This is a genomic window from Aquimarina mytili, assembly GCF_016735115.1.
Lineage (GTDB): Bacteria > Bacteroidota > Bacteroidia > Flavobacteriales > Flavobacteriaceae > Aquimarina > Aquimarina mytili.
On record NZ_JAERQJ010000002.1, the window covers coordinates 36763 to 51272 of the forward strand.

16 protein-coding genes are annotated in these 14510 nt (G+C 32.9%); 6 read left to right on the top strand and 10 right to left on the bottom strand.

Going from position 1 to position 14510, the window contains the following annotated elements; translation table 11 throughout:
- Positions 1-106: 106 nt before the first annotated feature.
- The gene (locus JJQ60_RS04960; protein ID WP_201917316.1) at positions 107-958 is read right to left on the bottom strand and encodes a hypothetical protein; all 852 of its coding nucleotides are present in this window, start codon (positions 956-958) and stop codon (positions 107-109) included.
- Positions 959-1076: 118 nt separating this feature from the next.
- Between JJQ60_RS04960 and JJQ60_RS04965 the strand changes: the two genes are divergently transcribed.
- Positions 1077-1370 carry a hypothetical protein gene (locus tag JJQ60_RS04965; RefSeq protein ID WP_201917318.1) on the top strand — a complete coding sequence of 98 codons (294 nt, stop codon included), beginning with the start codon at positions 1077-1079 and terminating at the stop codon, positions 1368-1370.
- A 120-nt stretch (positions 1371-1490) separates the two neighbouring features.
- Here the strand turns inward: JJQ60_RS04965 and JJQ60_RS04970 are convergent, their stop codons facing one another.
- From JJQ60_RS04970 to JJQ60_RS04985, 4 genes are all read right to left on the bottom strand, one after another.
- Positions 1491-2216: a hypothetical protein gene (locus JJQ60_RS04970; protein WP_201917320.1), complete on the bottom strand. Its 726-nt coding sequence runs from the start codon at positions 2214-2216 to the stop codon at positions 1491-1493.
- Between the two features lie 30 nt (positions 2217-2246).
- Positions 2247-2963 (bottom strand): hypothetical protein, encoded by a 717-nt coding sequence (locus JJQ60_RS04975; RefSeq protein ID WP_201917322.1) that lies wholly within the window; start codon positions 2961-2963, stop codon positions 2247-2249.
- Between the two features lie 19 nt (positions 2964-2982).
- Entirely contained in the window at positions 2983-3675 is a 693-nt protein-coding gene (locus tag JJQ60_RS04980; protein ID WP_201917324.1) for a hypothetical protein, read from the bottom strand.
- 256 nt (positions 3676-3931) lie between these two features.
- Complete coding sequence (locus tag JJQ60_RS04985; RefSeq protein WP_201917326.1) at positions 3932-5038, bottom strand: LytR/AlgR family response regulator transcription factor; 1107 nt, start codon at positions 5036-5038, stop codon at positions 3932-3934.
- A 435-nt stretch (positions 5039-5473) separates the two neighbouring features.
- On the opposite strand from JJQ60_RS04985, the gene JJQ60_RS04990 reads away from it, so the two are divergent.
- From JJQ60_RS04990 to JJQ60_RS05010, 5 genes are all read left to right on the top strand, one after another.
- Positions 5474-5911: an OB-fold protein gene (locus JJQ60_RS04990; RefSeq protein ID WP_201917328.1), complete on the top strand. Its 438-nt coding sequence runs from the start codon at positions 5474-5476 to the stop codon at positions 5909-5911.
- Entirely contained in the window at positions 5904-6452 is a 549-nt protein-coding gene (locus JJQ60_RS04995; RefSeq protein ID WP_201917330.1) for a YceI family protein, read from the top strand. Before JJQ60_RS04990 ends, JJQ60_RS04995 begins: the two co-directional genes overlap by 8 nt.
- The gene (locus JJQ60_RS05000) at positions 6442-7350 is read left to right on the top strand and encodes a DUF5777 family beta-barrel protein (protein WP_201917332.1); all 909 of its coding nucleotides are present in this window, start codon (positions 6442-6444) and stop codon (positions 7348-7350) included. Before JJQ60_RS04995 ends, JJQ60_RS05000 begins: the two co-directional genes overlap by 11 nt.
- Positions 7351-7532: 182 nt before the next feature.
- Entirely contained in the window at positions 7533-8243 is a 711-nt protein-coding gene (locus JJQ60_RS05005) for a hypothetical protein (RefSeq protein WP_201917334.1), read from the top strand.
- A 119-nt stretch (positions 8244-8362) separates the two neighbouring features.
- A complete protein-coding gene (locus tag JJQ60_RS05010; RefSeq protein ID WP_201917336.1) occupies positions 8363-8857 on the top strand; it encodes a GTP-binding protein in 495 nt (164 codons plus the stop codon).
- Positions 8858-8871: 14 nt separating this feature from the next.
- On the opposite strand, the gene JJQ60_RS05015 is transcribed toward JJQ60_RS05010, so the two are convergent.
- From JJQ60_RS05015 to JJQ60_RS05035, 5 genes are all read right to left on the bottom strand, one after another.
- Positions 8872-10548, bottom strand: coding sequence for an ABC transporter transmembrane domain-containing protein (locus JJQ60_RS05015; protein ID WP_201917338.1), 1677 nt, complete (start codon positions 10546-10548; stop codon positions 8872-8874).
- A gap of 108 nt (positions 10549-10656) precedes the next feature.
- Positions 10657-11994 carry a DCC1-like thiol-disulfide oxidoreductase family protein gene (locus JJQ60_RS05020; protein WP_201917340.1) on the bottom strand — a complete coding sequence of 446 codons (1338 nt, stop codon included), beginning with the start codon at positions 11992-11994 and terminating at the stop codon, positions 10657-10659.
- Complete coding sequence (locus tag JJQ60_RS05025) at positions 11994-12452, bottom strand: hypothetical protein (protein ID WP_201917341.1); 459 nt, start codon at positions 12450-12452, stop codon at positions 11994-11996. The genes JJQ60_RS05020 and JJQ60_RS05025 overlap by 1 nt, the downstream gene beginning before the upstream one ends.
- A 44-nt stretch (positions 12453-12496) precedes the next feature.
- Positions 12497-13540 carry a P-loop NTPase family protein gene (locus JJQ60_RS05030; RefSeq protein WP_201917343.1) on the bottom strand — a complete coding sequence of 348 codons (1044 nt, stop codon included), beginning with the start codon at positions 13538-13540 and terminating at the stop codon, positions 12497-12499.
- Between the two features lie 42 nt (positions 13541-13582).
- On the bottom strand, positions 13583-14422 hold the full coding sequence (locus JJQ60_RS05035; protein WP_201917345.1) for a DUF2490 domain-containing protein: 840 nt from the start codon (positions 14420-14422) through the stop codon (positions 13583-13585).
- Positions 14423-14510 lie beyond the last annotated feature (88 nt).

Sequence of the window (14510 nt, forward strand, 5' to 3'; positions counted from 1 at the left end):
TTCCTCTTATGATCAACTAACTACTTAAATATGAAATTGAATTAAACTATATATTTAGGTAAAGTATTATAAAGTATTTAAAAACAATTGTTTAAAGTTTTTTGTTTTACTCTGGTGCTCCAGGAGTATCAACATTAGCTATTGGCCAAACCCCTGGTGCAGGGAAATTAATTCCAAAGTTATCTCCGCGTTCTACATCCTGCCCAAAGTAGTACAATGGCCATCCTTTAAAGGTTAATTGTTGTCTACCAAAAACATCTATGGTTCCAAAATCGCTGGCATCAAGAATACTTGGCAACTTATCAATATCGATATGGAATACTGGCCAAACTGCATCATTTGAGAAATCTGCTGCTGTAAAGTTATTCGTATCTTTTGTGTCATTCTGGAACGTATACAGTGTTCTTCCTGTATTTCCATTCACAATGTAGAATGTAAGTTCATCACCTTCTGTATAATCACTTTTAAAGTTTATAGGATTTCCTTCTGCATCTTTACCTATCAATTGAGCTTCAGCATACATCAAAGAATAATCTGGTTTTGCGATATACCAGTTATTACCTACTTTATCACCATTAGTGTCCCCAGCAGCATTGTCATTGGCAAAATAATACAGAGGCCATCCTTTATAGGTGTTTTGTTTTTCTCCATCTGCCCGAGTAATAACTCCAAAATCTGATGCTAGTAAACCTTCATCTAAGGTTAAATCGGCAGTATAAAATATTGGCCAGGCAGCCTTACATCCATCTGCACATTCTGAAACTCCTTTTGTATCTCTGGAAAAGAAATATAAAGACATACCATTAGCATCGGTTAGAATACTACCAAATGTTGCATCTGTAGCTAATTGTACAGTGTTAACCGCTGTTACTGGTGGAGTAGGTTGGGCATCGTCGTCACTACTACAACTATAGAGGATACCGACTAAAGTGAATACTAAGAAAATTGACTTTTTCATTTTTTTGAGTTTTTATGATTTATGAAGCAAAGTACCGTCAATACTGCCCTTAGAATCAAATTAATATGTGTGAGAGGGAAAAAATGGCGTTAAAAAGGAAAAAAATGAGTTGAAAAAAATGAGTAATATTGATTTACAACAACTGAAAACTAATCTCAAGAGTTTCCAGAATACTGTTGATGTTCTCGACATGGCAGCTGAAGATTTCTCCAATGTAGTTGATGTTTTCGACACGGTAGTTGAAGGTTCCCTTAATGTAGCTGAAGATTTCTCCAATGTAGCTGAAGATTTCTCCAATGCAGCTGAAGATTTCTCCAATGTAGTTGATGTTTTCGACACGGTAGTTGAAGGTTTCCTTAATGTAGCTGATGTTTTCGACAAGATGGTCGATGTTTTTATTAATATTGTGTAAGATAGGAGAGAAACCCCCTTTATTCTAATAAGGTTTATAAACAAAAAAAATCCTGCTGGTCTCATTCATAACCAACAGGATTTGGGTATTGAGGAAAATAAAACCCCTTTTTATATTCCTTTACAGTATATCAATTCCCGGAATATTTTCTAATACAATAACATCTACTTCTCCAGATATTGATAAATCATTATCACTACCGTTATTGTCTGCATCGACATCAAAAGAGAATGAGAACCTAAGATTATGTGTATCCTCGTTAAAGTTAAAATTAGTGATGCTTAAATTAGACGTAGGCGATTTAACCCCTAGATTATCAAAATCATCGTTAAGTTGTAATACCACCAGATCTTCAAAAACCATATTATATTCATTAAGGTCTAGTGTAAATTCAAACTCTTGAGTGTCGTTCCCTGGATTGATAACATTAAGTGTAATTCCAGCTGTAAACTCTTGAGAGTCTTCATCAGGAGTATTTAAAAATCGCAATAGATTAAATGTGATACTATTAGAATCAGTATCTGTAGTAAACGAATTAAAATTAATAAGCGAATTTGCATCTATAGCTGTAAATTCCAAGACTTTAGTATCTGTAAACGCTTCGTCGTTATCAGGTCTGGTTCCGGTAAGCGTTAAGTTAATACTTCCAAATTGAGTAAGCTCTGCGAAACCAACACCATCTTGTCCGTTAACTCCATCAGTACCATTTACCCCGTCAATTCCATTAATTCCATCCAAGCCATCAGGTCCTGCTGCACCATCTTCACCTTCACAATTGACTAAAGACATCCCTAGAAAACCAATGAAAAGGATTTTATATATTGTTGTTAAATGTATATGCTTCATTTTATGTTTATTTTGATAATTTTTAGTGTATTACAATTCAATTCGTTCTCCTTGTAGTTCTCTTAATACAATCACATCTACTTCTCCAGATACCGATAATTGGTTACCGGTAGTATTTCTATCTGCTGGTATATCCAATGTAAAAGAAAAAGTAAGTGCATTCGTTTCACTATTAAAGTTGAAATTTGTGATGTTAAAATTCTCTAAATCAGCATCACTACCTACGAAAGTTGTTAGATTAAACACAGTAAGATCTTCTGAGATAATAGGATATTGAAATATGGTAAAACGAGATTCGTTAAACTCTGGGGTATCTGATTCGGGATTGGTGACTTCTAAACTAAATGTAGTGCCAACACTTTGGAAATCTTCGCCACCAGGAGCGCTAAGAAGCCTTCCAAAATCGAACTGTGCTGAAGACTCCTCTACAATAACAGAATTTGATTGTGGTAAAATTTCTGGAGACAAAGGAGTGAATCTAAATATCTTACTATCTGTAAAAGCTACATCGTCTGGCCTTGTACCTTCTATAGTAAGTGTTATACTTCCAAACTGTGTAAGTTCGTCAAAACCTAATCCATCGGTTCCGTCTGTTCCGTTAGTTCCATCAACTCCATCAATTCCATTAGTGGCATCTTGTCCTGCTGGTCCAATGTCACCATCTTCTCCTTCACAATTGGCACATAATACTGCAAAGCAGCAAATAAAAAGTGTTTTATATATGTTTATATGATTAAATATTTTCATGTCTTATATTTTTAATTATTTATTCTACTAAACCATCTATATCTTCTACAACGATAACATCTACTTCTCCAGAAATAGTAAGGTCATTACCCGTATCATTATTAGCGGCATCGACAGTAAATGAGAATGAGAATGTAACCGCGTTGGTCTCATTATTAAAATTGAAGTTGGTTATACTAAAATTAGTAACCCCTGTTTGATCATTAATAAATTCACCAGTAAACCCAAAGTAGGTGAGATCATCAAAAATCATAGTATAATTATCAATGTCTAAGTTGAATTCAATAGTTTCCTCAGTTTCTCCCGGATTCGTAAAATCTAGATTAACTTCTATTTCTGAACCTTGAAAATCATCATCTGGGACACTTAGAGTTCGTTCTATATTGAAATTTAACTGATCATCTCTAATATCAACATCGTTATTAAAATCGATATCTTCTACTGCAGTAAACTTAAATTCGTCGGTCTTAGTAAAAGGAATATTATCTGGTCGTGTTCCTTCCAGGGTAAGTGTGATACTTCCAAATTGGGTTAGTTCGTCAAAACCAACACCATTTTGGCCATTAACTCCATTGATACCATTGGTACCATCAATTCCATCTGTTCCGATGATTCCATCCTGTCCGGCAGGACCGATATCACCATCTTCACAATTGACGGATAAAAGCCCCAATACGCCAATTACAATTGTTCGTAAAAAAAAGTTTTTCATTGTTTTCATTTTAAAAAATTAATTTATGGTTTGAATGATGGTGCAAATAACCATGAATAGGGCGTTTCAAACGAAATTAAAGTTTATGAAAAGGAAAAAATAATGTTTAAAAAGGAAAAAAAAGACTTGAAAACACCATACTCTTTGTCTAAAATAGAGAACATAAATAGTCCAAAATTCTTGACAAACTACAATGCTTTCTAGTCAAGAAAATAAAATGAAAATACCTGAAAAAATATAGATTTCACTACACTAATTAGATACTTAACCACTGTCTAAACTCTGCAGCTTTGTTTTTGCTAATGATAATTTCTACATCGGCATTGCGGATTAGTATTTTGAGCTGACTATTACCGTATTTGATAATTTTTTCGATAGCGGCTATGCTAATAATAAATTGGCGATTGGCTCTAAAAAACAAAGAAGAATCAAGACTCGAAAACATATCATCTAAGCTTACATTACTTGTAGATCTTTTTCCATCAGAACAAATCACATACGTAATGGTGTTTTCTGTATGGATATAAGCTATTTCATCAATGTTTATTGGGATTAACTCGTTTCTAATATAGGTGAGAATTCTCTTCTTTCCAGGATCTAATGATTGCTCTGTGGGTTCATTTGTAGTCGTATTTTCAACCACTCTTTGCTGATATGCAACAAGATCAGTATTTAGTTTTGAAAGGTTTACTAGTTCACTTTCTAGGCTTATGTTTTTTTGTTCGAGCTGTTTTTCATAATAACTACCTATGATACGAACTGCAAAAAATGAAGATAGGATAATTAGCCCACCCATTAGAGCAAATATGGTATAAAAACTGGTCTTAAGTTTTCGAGTTTGAGCTGATATCTTATCTAAATTTGCATGTGCAGCAACAATTAAATCAGAATCTTGCACGGGAGAGATATATATGATTTCTGACTCTGTATCAAGAGTATCGTTTTCCTTTTCCTTTTTGCGATTCATCAATAAATCATAGAGTTTGTCAGAACTATTTTCTTCGCTCAGCGATTTTAAAAGTAATTGATTAGAGTTTACTTTTTGACCAACTTTTGTAATATCGGGATGACAAACTTCTTTACCCGACCAGTCGAATACGCAAATAAAAGAAGCTCCGCTATGTGTATTCTCAATTGTATTCTGAATATTATGTATTACTGTCTTTTTTTCAATACCACCTACCAATTGATTGCTGATAAGTTTTGCTATTTCATTGGCTTCTCGCTTACTGGATTCTAATTGTATTTCAATTAATTGATTAGCACTTACTTTGATAAAATATTTGACACCCAGAGATGCTATAATCAAAAAAATTATAGATATAGAAATAAAGGTCAAAAAGTATAATTTGTCTTTTCTCATTAAGCCGTTACATGAATCTTTGTGATTGCAAAACGCATCTTGTTAGGTATAATTATAATGTTAAAACGAAAATAATATTTTTTTTTACTATTTCGTTTAATCACAAAACAATTGCAATTCTTTTCACTGGATTTTTTTCCCTTTTAACGGTTTGTTTTCAGCCTTACACACATTTATTAAGGGGGTTCACTATAATCATTGTTTATTTGATCCAATAAAAATTCAAAAAATATTAATGATGAAAACATCTAAAAATAAAATGCTTTTATACTTATTTTCAATTGTAGCGGTTATTATAATGTTACAAATCACATTTTTAATCACAACCTAACCCACTAGCATATTTTAAAAACCGGGTATTTACTATTTAAATTAAATTTTATAAATTCCATAATTGAAGTATTACAGAATACCATAGTTCTTCCAAAGCACAATATGAATAGGAAAAATAAAATTATAACCTTTCTTTTTTGCCTTGTATTCGCAGCGGGTCTATATTTATATTTTGGCTTTTATAATCGTTCATATGAAACAATAGATAATGTTGCAACAGATATTAGTATTAGTTCAAGAAAACTTACATCGACATATATGCTTAATGAAAAAAATGCAAATTCTATATATAGAGGTAAGGTTATTGAAGTGGATGGTATTGTAAAAGAAGTCTCTTTTTTAAATAACCGAAATACTGTATTATTGCATGGCAATGACAAATATTCTAGCGTAATATGCGATATGCAATCTGATCAAATCGAAGAAGTCAAAAAGCTTAAAGCCGGTCAGAAGATAAGAATTAAAGGGATATGTAAAGGGTTTCTTAAAGATGCGATATTATTAAACTGTATGCTGATTAACACACAAATCAATGAATAAAATTATTGTTCTGCTATTTATTTTGACAGGTTTTACGGAATTAGAAGTAAAGTCTGATCAAATTATCACACGCCAGGGACAAACTTCTTTTTTCTCTTACACCTCTGTTGAGAATATTGAAGCAAAAAACAATCAGGTGTTGAGTATTATAGATTTATCAAAACATAAAATTGCCGTGAGCATGCTCATGAATGCTTTTGTTTTTAAAAAATCATTAATGCATGAACATTTTAACGAAAGTTATATTGAGTCTGATTTATACCCAAAAGCCACTTTTGAAGGGAAGATTATTGATTTTGACCCGTTAGCCACAGGTACACAAATTAAAATCATTAAAGGCGACCTTACTATACATGGTATTACCAAGGAAGTTGAAATAAAAACAACGATTGAAAACAACAATGGCAATTATTTGTTAACGGGCGATTTTGAAGCAACCGTTAAAGATTTTGACATCAAAATACCACCAATTTTAGCTCCAAATATTGCAAAAACCATATCAATAACTTTTAGATTTGAATATCAGCCATATGAAAAATAAAACACATCTTTTAGTATGCTTTTTTATCTTGATAGGATGTGGTATATCTATCAATGCGCAAGATTTATTAGAAACCTTAGAAAAAGAGTATCCAGACACACCGCAATATGAATTTGCAACGTTTAAGGCGAGTAGAATTTCGATAGGACATTCAATAGAAACAAGAAAGAAAGGCATTTTAGAAATTCAAGCATTTAACAGGTTTTGGAATATCCCAAATTATGGAGGGCAAAGCTTTGTAGCTGATAAACTTAGTGCCAGATTGGCTCTTGAGTACGGAATTTCAAACCGATTAACCTTTGGAGCAGGAGGGAGTACCCTCGATGGAATCTTTGATGGGTTTCTAAAATATAGACTCATACGACAACGAAGTGATGGTAAGGGATCTCCTTTGAGTGTTACACTTTTTCAGAATGGATCTTATCGAAGTAAGCGTAATCGACCTTTTCCTGATGTTAATAGATTTGATGAGTTTAGCGATAAATTAGCGTTTACAAGTCAATTGCTTATCGCCCGTAAGTTTACACCACAATTTTCTATGCAAATTTCACCAACGTACACGCATAGAAGTTCTTCAGCTTTTTCTGAAGATCCTAATAATCAATTTGCAATAGGAATAGGAGGACGTTATAAATTAGGCGGTCATGTATCCATTGCATCAGAATACTATTATGTCATTAATCCATTAGAATCTATTGATACCTATGATGCATTTTCATTAGGAGTAAATTGGGAGCTCAGTGATGTGATGTTGCAATTTCATCTTACCAATACACGGGCAATGGCAGAAGATGCATTCATTATGCAAACCCCAAATAACTTTAACTTCAAAGATGGTAACTTGGTATTTGGGTTTAATGCTATTTTTGTTTTGCATCTAAATCAAAAGCAACCCTAAGCATTTTTTAGTTTCATTATCTTTTTTAAAAGCACCTGGAGATCAATGAGTTACCCGGTACGATTATGTACACGAATTTGGTATATTGTATAACATGAAATCTATATCGTTATGGATTAATATTGTAATAGTTTTCTTTTGTTTTCGTCTTTGGTATACTTAATCATAATAACATGAATCTAATGAAACCAATCTTCTTATGTCTATTCATGATCTATAGTCTTGCAGGAGCAACTATAAGACTAAATTCAAATGATTATAACGAATTTATTTCTCATGAAGTAACACAAGATGAAACTACAATTTACTTGAAGCTTAGTACTTCTCATGAAGAAACAATTAAAAAGTTACTTTTTCTTGGTACAACGGTATACTTTGACATAAACGGAAAAGAAAATAGAGATGTGTATGTTAATTATCCTTTAAAAATGGAGAAGTCGAACGTTAACCATATACATGTTCAAAAAGAGCAGGCGGAAGAAATAAATTTGCAGTCAATACTAGAAAAAATACCTCAACAAGCAACGTATGGAAACTTTGATCAAGTACAGCAGTTCCATATCTTATTGAATAATTTGAATATTAATGCTTCGTTACGTCAAAACGATAATATAACAATAGAATTGACAATCGAGATCCCAAAAAATCGAATTTCAGAAGAACCTTTTGATGTATCAAAATTATCCATAGGAGTCGTATCCGGAAAGCTTGAAAAACCTTCTCTTGGCAATGGCCGTATAGATAAAGTACAAAGAGGTGGTGATGGGAGTAGACCAAGTAGTGAAGCTCCTCGCAGAGACAGAAGACCTAGACCCGAATTACGATCAATAGAACTAAAAAATCAAAAACCTTTTAAACCCATTAATTTTTGGTTCAATTCGGGATTAGAATGATGTTTTCTTCTTTTATTTTAACTAATGAAAAAACTATGACCTAAGTAGTTTTATCAAAACTGATAAAAGTCATTGATTACCAATAAAAAAGAGATTAAAATTGGTGTATAACTACACTTATGAAAATCTCAAAAGATATTGTTTTACGCCCCCGATTTTTTCAAGATTTAGATATATCTTCAGAAAGAGCTCTGGAGGCTTTCGAAAGAAAAGGTAAAACTTGTCGAGAGTTTAAAATTAGTCGTATAGATCACCATGTATTTATACGTTTCCCAAAAAAAGAACAACATTTTTGGTCTCCACAATTACATTTAGAAATTTATGATACAGATAAAGATAAACCAACGCTAAAAGGACTTTTTGGACCTAGTCCAACCGTTTGGACACTCTTTATGTTTCTACACTTCATTGTAGCCGGATTATTTACGACTGCCGGAATATGGTTATATGTTAGCTTAAGTTTAGGCAACCCCATAATATTTCCAATAGTTTCTATGATCTCTCTTTTTATTATTTGGTTTGTACTTTATTTTGCTGGTCGTTTAGGAAGAGAGGCCGGTAAAAAAGAAATGTATGCATTATATAATTTTATGGAAGATACTTTGGACATCTAAAAAAAAATGAATCCTTAGAAATAATGTACCTTATCAATATCAAATCCTTGAACCTTATGATCATCTAGTAAAATCAATGTTTTTTGGTCTTGAATACTCTTAAGCATATGCAATAAAAGCTTTTGAGTTTTGGTATTAAGTTCTTTTAAAGGTTCTTCAAGAATTAAAATTGGTTTTCTGGTAAGCAAAGCTCTACAATACATCAATATTTTTTGTTGTCCAGAAGTAAGATTGCACCCCATGTCACCAATTTTACTACCTAGTTGTAATTGATTTTTGGCATCTTCGTGCTGCTGCAGGTGCTCTAATAGAAATTTTGCTTTTTCCTTATTATGTTCTTTTCTATTATATACAATGGCTTCATAAACATCTCTTCCATATAATGGAAAATCCTTGGATACTATGGCAACATTTTTTCTTATGGTTTTTTCTGAAAGCTCACTACAACAATGATCCCCATACAAAATCTGACCTTTGCTAGGCGACATTAGTTTTAATAACAAACGGATGAATGTGGATTTTCCTGATCCTGATTTGCCCTGAAACAATATTGTATTTTGAGGAGGTATAGAGAGTTTTAAATCTTTAAATACTGGTTTATTAGTATCTGGATAACCAAAAATCACATCTTTAAAAATAATCTCTTTATGTCCTAAGGCAATCTCCTCAAATGGTAGCTGATTTTCTTTAGGTAAACTAAAAATGGCTATCAACTTACTAAATGAAATATCTCCTAATTTCCAGATAATACTCACACGTAAACTACGGCGAAGTACAGGAAGAATAGAAATAATTAATAAAATTAAGACCAATAAAGAAGCACCTTGAAAACTTTTGGTAATGTCGTCATGTGTAGATGAAAATACATACACCATAATAATCCCAAGCATACCGTAAGTAATCGCTGGAATAATAGCTTGCAAAAATGCTACAATCTTGACATAACGTTTACCTATATTGTAAAGGTTATCAGACCTTTTTTGATACCGTTTTTCTTCAGGGCGATATTTATTAAAAGCTTTCAAAGCCATAATACCTCGTAAACGTGTATTTACAAAGCTTAACATCCCAGAACGTTTATTACGTCTCTCTAAAGAAACCGTATATAACGCTTTGTTGATACCCCAAAGCACCAGTGATGAAATAAGAATACAACAAGCAATAATGACTCCCAAAAGTGTATCAAAGTACCCAATTGCAACTACAACAATACCTAGCAAAACTACATCTTGAGCAAACCGAATCAATCCATTTTTCATATAATTTTGAATACTCTTTAAATCTCCACTATATCGTAACAAGTATTTTCCAATTCCTTTTTTATCGTATACATCCATTGATATTTGTAACTGATTCGTAAAAAGTTGTTCCCTTAAGGTTTTGCTAAAACGTTCACCAATTAGTCCAATACCAAAACGATTTAAATACTCAAAAAGTAGTCGTAATATCACAAGCGAGAAGAAAAAAACTAGAAATGAGTTAAAATCTGGAGCATCCATAAAAGGAATAAATTTAAATGCAGCCAATCGATGTGAAGAAAACCCAAAACTAAGCTCATAAAACTTACCAATACTAATTGGGATAAGAATGGTTAGTACATTGTATAAAAGACCAGTAAACAGGGTTAATGTGACTAAAATTATGTTTTTAGCGGCAAAGGTATTAATGATGCTCCATTTAGTATATGACATAACATGTATTTAAAAATTCTTAAAATATGTTGTGAGGAAGGCCAAACCTTTAAAAAGACATTCTAAAACCATTTAGTTTGGCCCACCTACTTACATAACAAACAATAACTATGTGTCTAAGAATCTATATTGCTGATCAGGTTGTAGTAACACACATTGATTCTTCTTTCCAAACCATCGATAGCGGTTTGCAGCAATAATGTTATAGATTTGATCTCTAAAGACCCTCGGAATAATATATAAAGCTTTTGCCAAAGGCCATGGAAGCTTTAAATTGCTACAGATGCGTAATATTGCATCACTCTTTTGATACACTATACCATTTTCTATGAGCACAATAGATGAAAGGCTCTGAGGCACAGGGTTTCTGTTTCCTAACACTACTCTTGCACTTTCCGATTGTAGAGATGCAAACAGATATAAGGGATCTCGCTCTCTTTTGAGAATAAATTGAATCCAACCATTACATAAATTACAAACTCCATCAAACAGGATTATCGGTTTTGGGGTACTTTGGGGCGCATCCTCTTTTAAAGAGGTTATTATAGCCCTTCTATCAGATGGTTTCCATAACTTTTCGACATCAAAAAATGAAAGAAAAATTAACCCAGTCATTTGATAACGAAAACGTATACCCATGATAAAAAAGATCCCCCAATGCATCATCCAGGTTAGTGTTGCCCAGATCATTCCCCATCTTCTTTTAACAAGAGCCAGTGGTGCTCCCAGCTCAAGAATAAAGGTTAAAATACCCATTCCAAGAAATAACCAGGTATGCTCAAATAAAAAGTCGAATAGGGGAGCGGCTTCAGAACCTAACATTTCTTTACGTATGGCATCTACGGCTACTTGAGACCTCATAGCACTACCTGTGGCCCAATCCCAAGCAAGGTCACCTGCAAGTTTAGCTATTCCTGCCAATAAATAAGCCCCAACAGTAACAGCACAAATAAGTTGAATGGGCCATCCATACTGCCAATGCGCTCTGGGTAACTTAAAACCTCTTTTAACCCTATTAAAGGAATCCCAGGATAATGCATCTGCAGAAGCCACAAATCCAAGTATAACAATATGTATTATAAGTGCATTTCGATTATGGTAAATCATAGACCACGAATTTCGATAGGTAAAAAACAATAACACTACAATTGCAAATGCAGGACCAGTGTATTTAAATTTCCATCCTATGATGTAACCTATGTTTAATAGAATTACTCCTATGCTTATCCACCAAAATACTTCTGGAGAGAGAGGGTCACGCATCCAGCTTAATATTCCAATGGGATCAAAAGCTTCTTTACTTTTAGCCATTCTTTGTAGCATTCCAAAACGCGAAACTATATACCATAAACTGAATAAACCAGTAGCAATACGCAACAATGCAAGTCGTTGTGGAGTTACTTTAATAAACCAGTGATTTTGTATCTTTTTTAAGTATGCATTCATCATTTTTCGATTTTATAACAAGCCAATTTTCTCTCATGTACAGGTAATGTATCTTGTTTAGAGAAGTATCTTTCTAAATGATAATACCCTTTAACCAATTCAATTCTTTTTAATTTAGAATATGGATATCCCTTTTTTAGGGCAACTCGTTCTGCTACTTCTTGTGTGATTACATCTGCTCTGCCTGATCGTGCTGCTTTTTTGATTTGTCTTCGTACTTGATTAAAACCTCCTGTGCCTGATATTTTGTAGGGTATTTTATAGCGATTTTGAACAGAATCATATCCAACAAAGTAATATAACCCATAAGTAGCTTTTCGTTTTTTAGAAAACATAGGGTAGTAGGATAATGGAAAATTATCTTTTGGTTTACTAGCCCAATTTTCTACTACTGGAGACAGAATCAATAGTATAATCAATACGCTTATTAATATAGCTTGTTTTTGTGAATATATCATGATGAGGCCTTTTTGTGCGTTACTATTTTAAAGAAATATTGCATTTACACTGCCACATCTACATCCTGCGACAACAAATTAACCAAAAGATCAGATTGTAATAGTTTACTTAAGGTAAGAATTGGAGTAGAATGTAAGTTTTGAACTTCATCAACTAATAAGGGACTACCGGTAAATAATCCGGCTAAAGCAAACAAACGATCACCAAAAATAGGAGATAACAACTGTACACCACTATTTACAGCTAAACTATCACAGCATGATAAAATAACATGATCTATAGTTTCTGTAAAGAAAGAATGGTTGAGTAGTGCACGTGTCTCTTTTTGATATAATCCATCGGCAACTTCAATAACTACATAATCTGGTTCTGTTTTCGAAACATCAGATAATAAGGCTTCATATAAATCCATAATGGTTTCTGTAGAGCATAAATAAGTCGATGGAAAACCAAATTCTGAAAAATCACTGACAAAATCAGCTCCGCAATCATAAGCCAACATCCTGTCTTTATTAAAAACCGTACCTGTAAGTTTTATATAAGCGACTTTATATCCTGATGTTTTTAACCCTCTACATAAATAAGCCGCTGTTGTGGTTTTACCACTATCCATACTAGATCCGATTGATAAAATCGTTTTATAATTTCTTATTTTAGTTGGGTTGAATTTTACAGGTTTTCTATGATCATAGATGGTATTGATTACTGCACCTTCTTTATGGGTTGCATACCCTACTAGTTTTAGTTTTGTAGGTCCTTTTAATTCAAGCTTATAAAACATCGAAACCACTGTGCCTGCGACACCACCTTTTCCTAGTAAGTCATACTCTTCTTGATACTCTTTGGATACATATCCTTCAAATTGATTACTTGCATATCGATTGCCAAATGCCAGCATGATTTTGTCTCCTTCAAAAATGTAACAGTTTCTACCCTCGAAGTCTTGGATCGCATTTAAAGATCCAATACTTATTACTTCAAAAATTGCTACATCTCCTGCAGTTGGTTGATACTTTTTAATTATTTTTTCATCAACCTGATATTTTATTACATTCTTACAGATGTTAGATCTCTTGATAGTTTTCATAAATAAATATTTAAATTGGTTTAAAATTAATTTCTGATCATTTTATATTGATGTCATTTTATTGTTGCGACGACGTTTTGAAGCTTTACTTCCTATAGAGGTAAGCTTAGAAAATTTCTCTCTTAAATCTAATTGATATGAAAATCGAAACATCACTACAGAAAAATTACTAAATGCCCTTTTAACTCTACCATTTCTAGGATCTACTACATTGATTCTTCTATATTTGTTACCAATGTTAAACTCGGTTTGCCTCATGTAACTTAAGCTAGCATTTGCTCTTCTAAAAGGCTTAAAACGTACTCCCAAAGTAATTCTGTGTGCATGGAGTCCGTTGGGGGATTGTTTTATTACTTTGTCTCCTAATTCATCTCGATATTGGAATGGTCTCCCCGAAAGGTAATAATGGAATTCATTCGTGATGAATGGAGTAGTTTTAAGGGGTAAACCCCAGTTACCACGATGAATACGAAACCCATAACGCAAACGATATTCGAATTTGCTTCTTTCGGGAAAATGCCATTCTGCTCTAAAGCTATTTGCAATACGTAGTTTACCTAATCTAAAATCTTTTCTATAACGGCCTGTTATTCTATTTCTAGCCTCCTGATCTGGGTCAAAAGGATCTGATGATCTTATATATCCCAAACCAACTCGTGTTCTTTTACTAATCCTATAAGAAATACTTGCACTATTTTGTAGTGAAGATAGTTCAAATGGTTCTTGGCTAAATAATAATAATTGGCCAACTGTTAATCTCCATTCTTTTGTAAGTTTGGCCTGTGCACTATGTCCTGTCCATAATTTTAGATCTTCTTGTGCAATTATGGTTTGAACAAAGAAGAATAAGGATAATACAATTGTTGTTTTTAGTGTAGTCACTGCAATAATATCTTAATAGTTAAACTTTTCTATGTATAGCTATAAGAGATAAAAAGGTAAAGCGTGACAAACTTTGTTCAACTTTTTA

Bases quoted from the DNA above. Each gene is read 5' to 3' on its own strand.
- JJQ60_RS04960 (WP_201917316.1), bottom strand. From the start codon at position 958: ATGAAAAAGTCAATTTTCTTAGTATTCACTTTAGTCGGTATCCTCTAT.
- JJQ60_RS04965 (WP_201917318.1), top strand. From the start codon at position 1,077: ATGAGTAATATTGATTTACAACAACTGAAAACTAATCTCAAGAGTTTC.
- JJQ60_RS04970 (WP_201917320.1), bottom strand. From the start codon at position 2,216: ATGAAGCATATACATTTAACAACAATATATAAAATCCTTTTCATTGGT.
- JJQ60_RS04975 (WP_201917322.1), bottom strand. From the start codon at position 2,963: ATGAAAATATTTAATCATATAAACATATATAAAACACTTTTTATTTGC.
- JJQ60_RS04980 (WP_201917324.1), bottom strand. From the start codon at position 3,675: ATGAAAAACTTTTTTTTACGAACAATTGTAATTGGCGTATTGGGGCTT.
- JJQ60_RS04985 (WP_201917326.1), bottom strand. From the start codon at position 5,038: ATGAGAAAAGACAAATTATACTTTTTGACCTTTATTTCTATATCTATA.
- JJQ60_RS04990 (WP_201917328.1), top strand. From the start codon at position 5,474: ATGAATAGGAAAAATAAAATTATAACCTTTCTTTTTTGCCTTGTATTC.
- JJQ60_RS04995 (WP_201917330.1), top strand. From the start codon at position 5,904: ATGAATAAAATTATTGTTCTGCTATTTATTTTGACAGGTTTTACGGAA.
- JJQ60_RS05000 (WP_201917332.1), top strand. From the start codon at position 6,442: ATGAAAAATAAAACACATCTTTTAGTATGCTTTTTTATCTTGATAGGA.
- JJQ60_RS05005 (WP_201917334.1), top strand. From the start codon at position 7,533: ATGAAACCAATCTTCTTATGTCTATTCATGATCTATAGTCTTGCAGGA.
- JJQ60_RS05010 (WP_201917336.1), top strand. From the start codon at position 8,363: ATGAAAATCTCAAAAGATATTGTTTTACGCCCCCGATTTTTTCAAGAT.
- JJQ60_RS05015 (WP_201917338.1), bottom strand. From the start codon at position 10,548: ATGTCATATACTAAATGGAGCATCATTAATACCTTTGCCGCTAAAAAC.
- JJQ60_RS05020 (WP_201917340.1), bottom strand. From the start codon at position 11,994: ATGAATGCATACTTAAAAAAGATACAAAATCACTGGTTTATTAAAGTA.
- JJQ60_RS05025 (WP_201917341.1), bottom strand. From the start codon at position 12,452: ATGATATATTCACAAAAACAAGCTATATTAATAAGCGTATTGATTATA.
- JJQ60_RS05030 (WP_201917343.1), bottom strand. From the start codon at position 13,540: ATGAAAACTATCAAGAGATCTAACATCTGTAAGAATGTAATAAAATAT.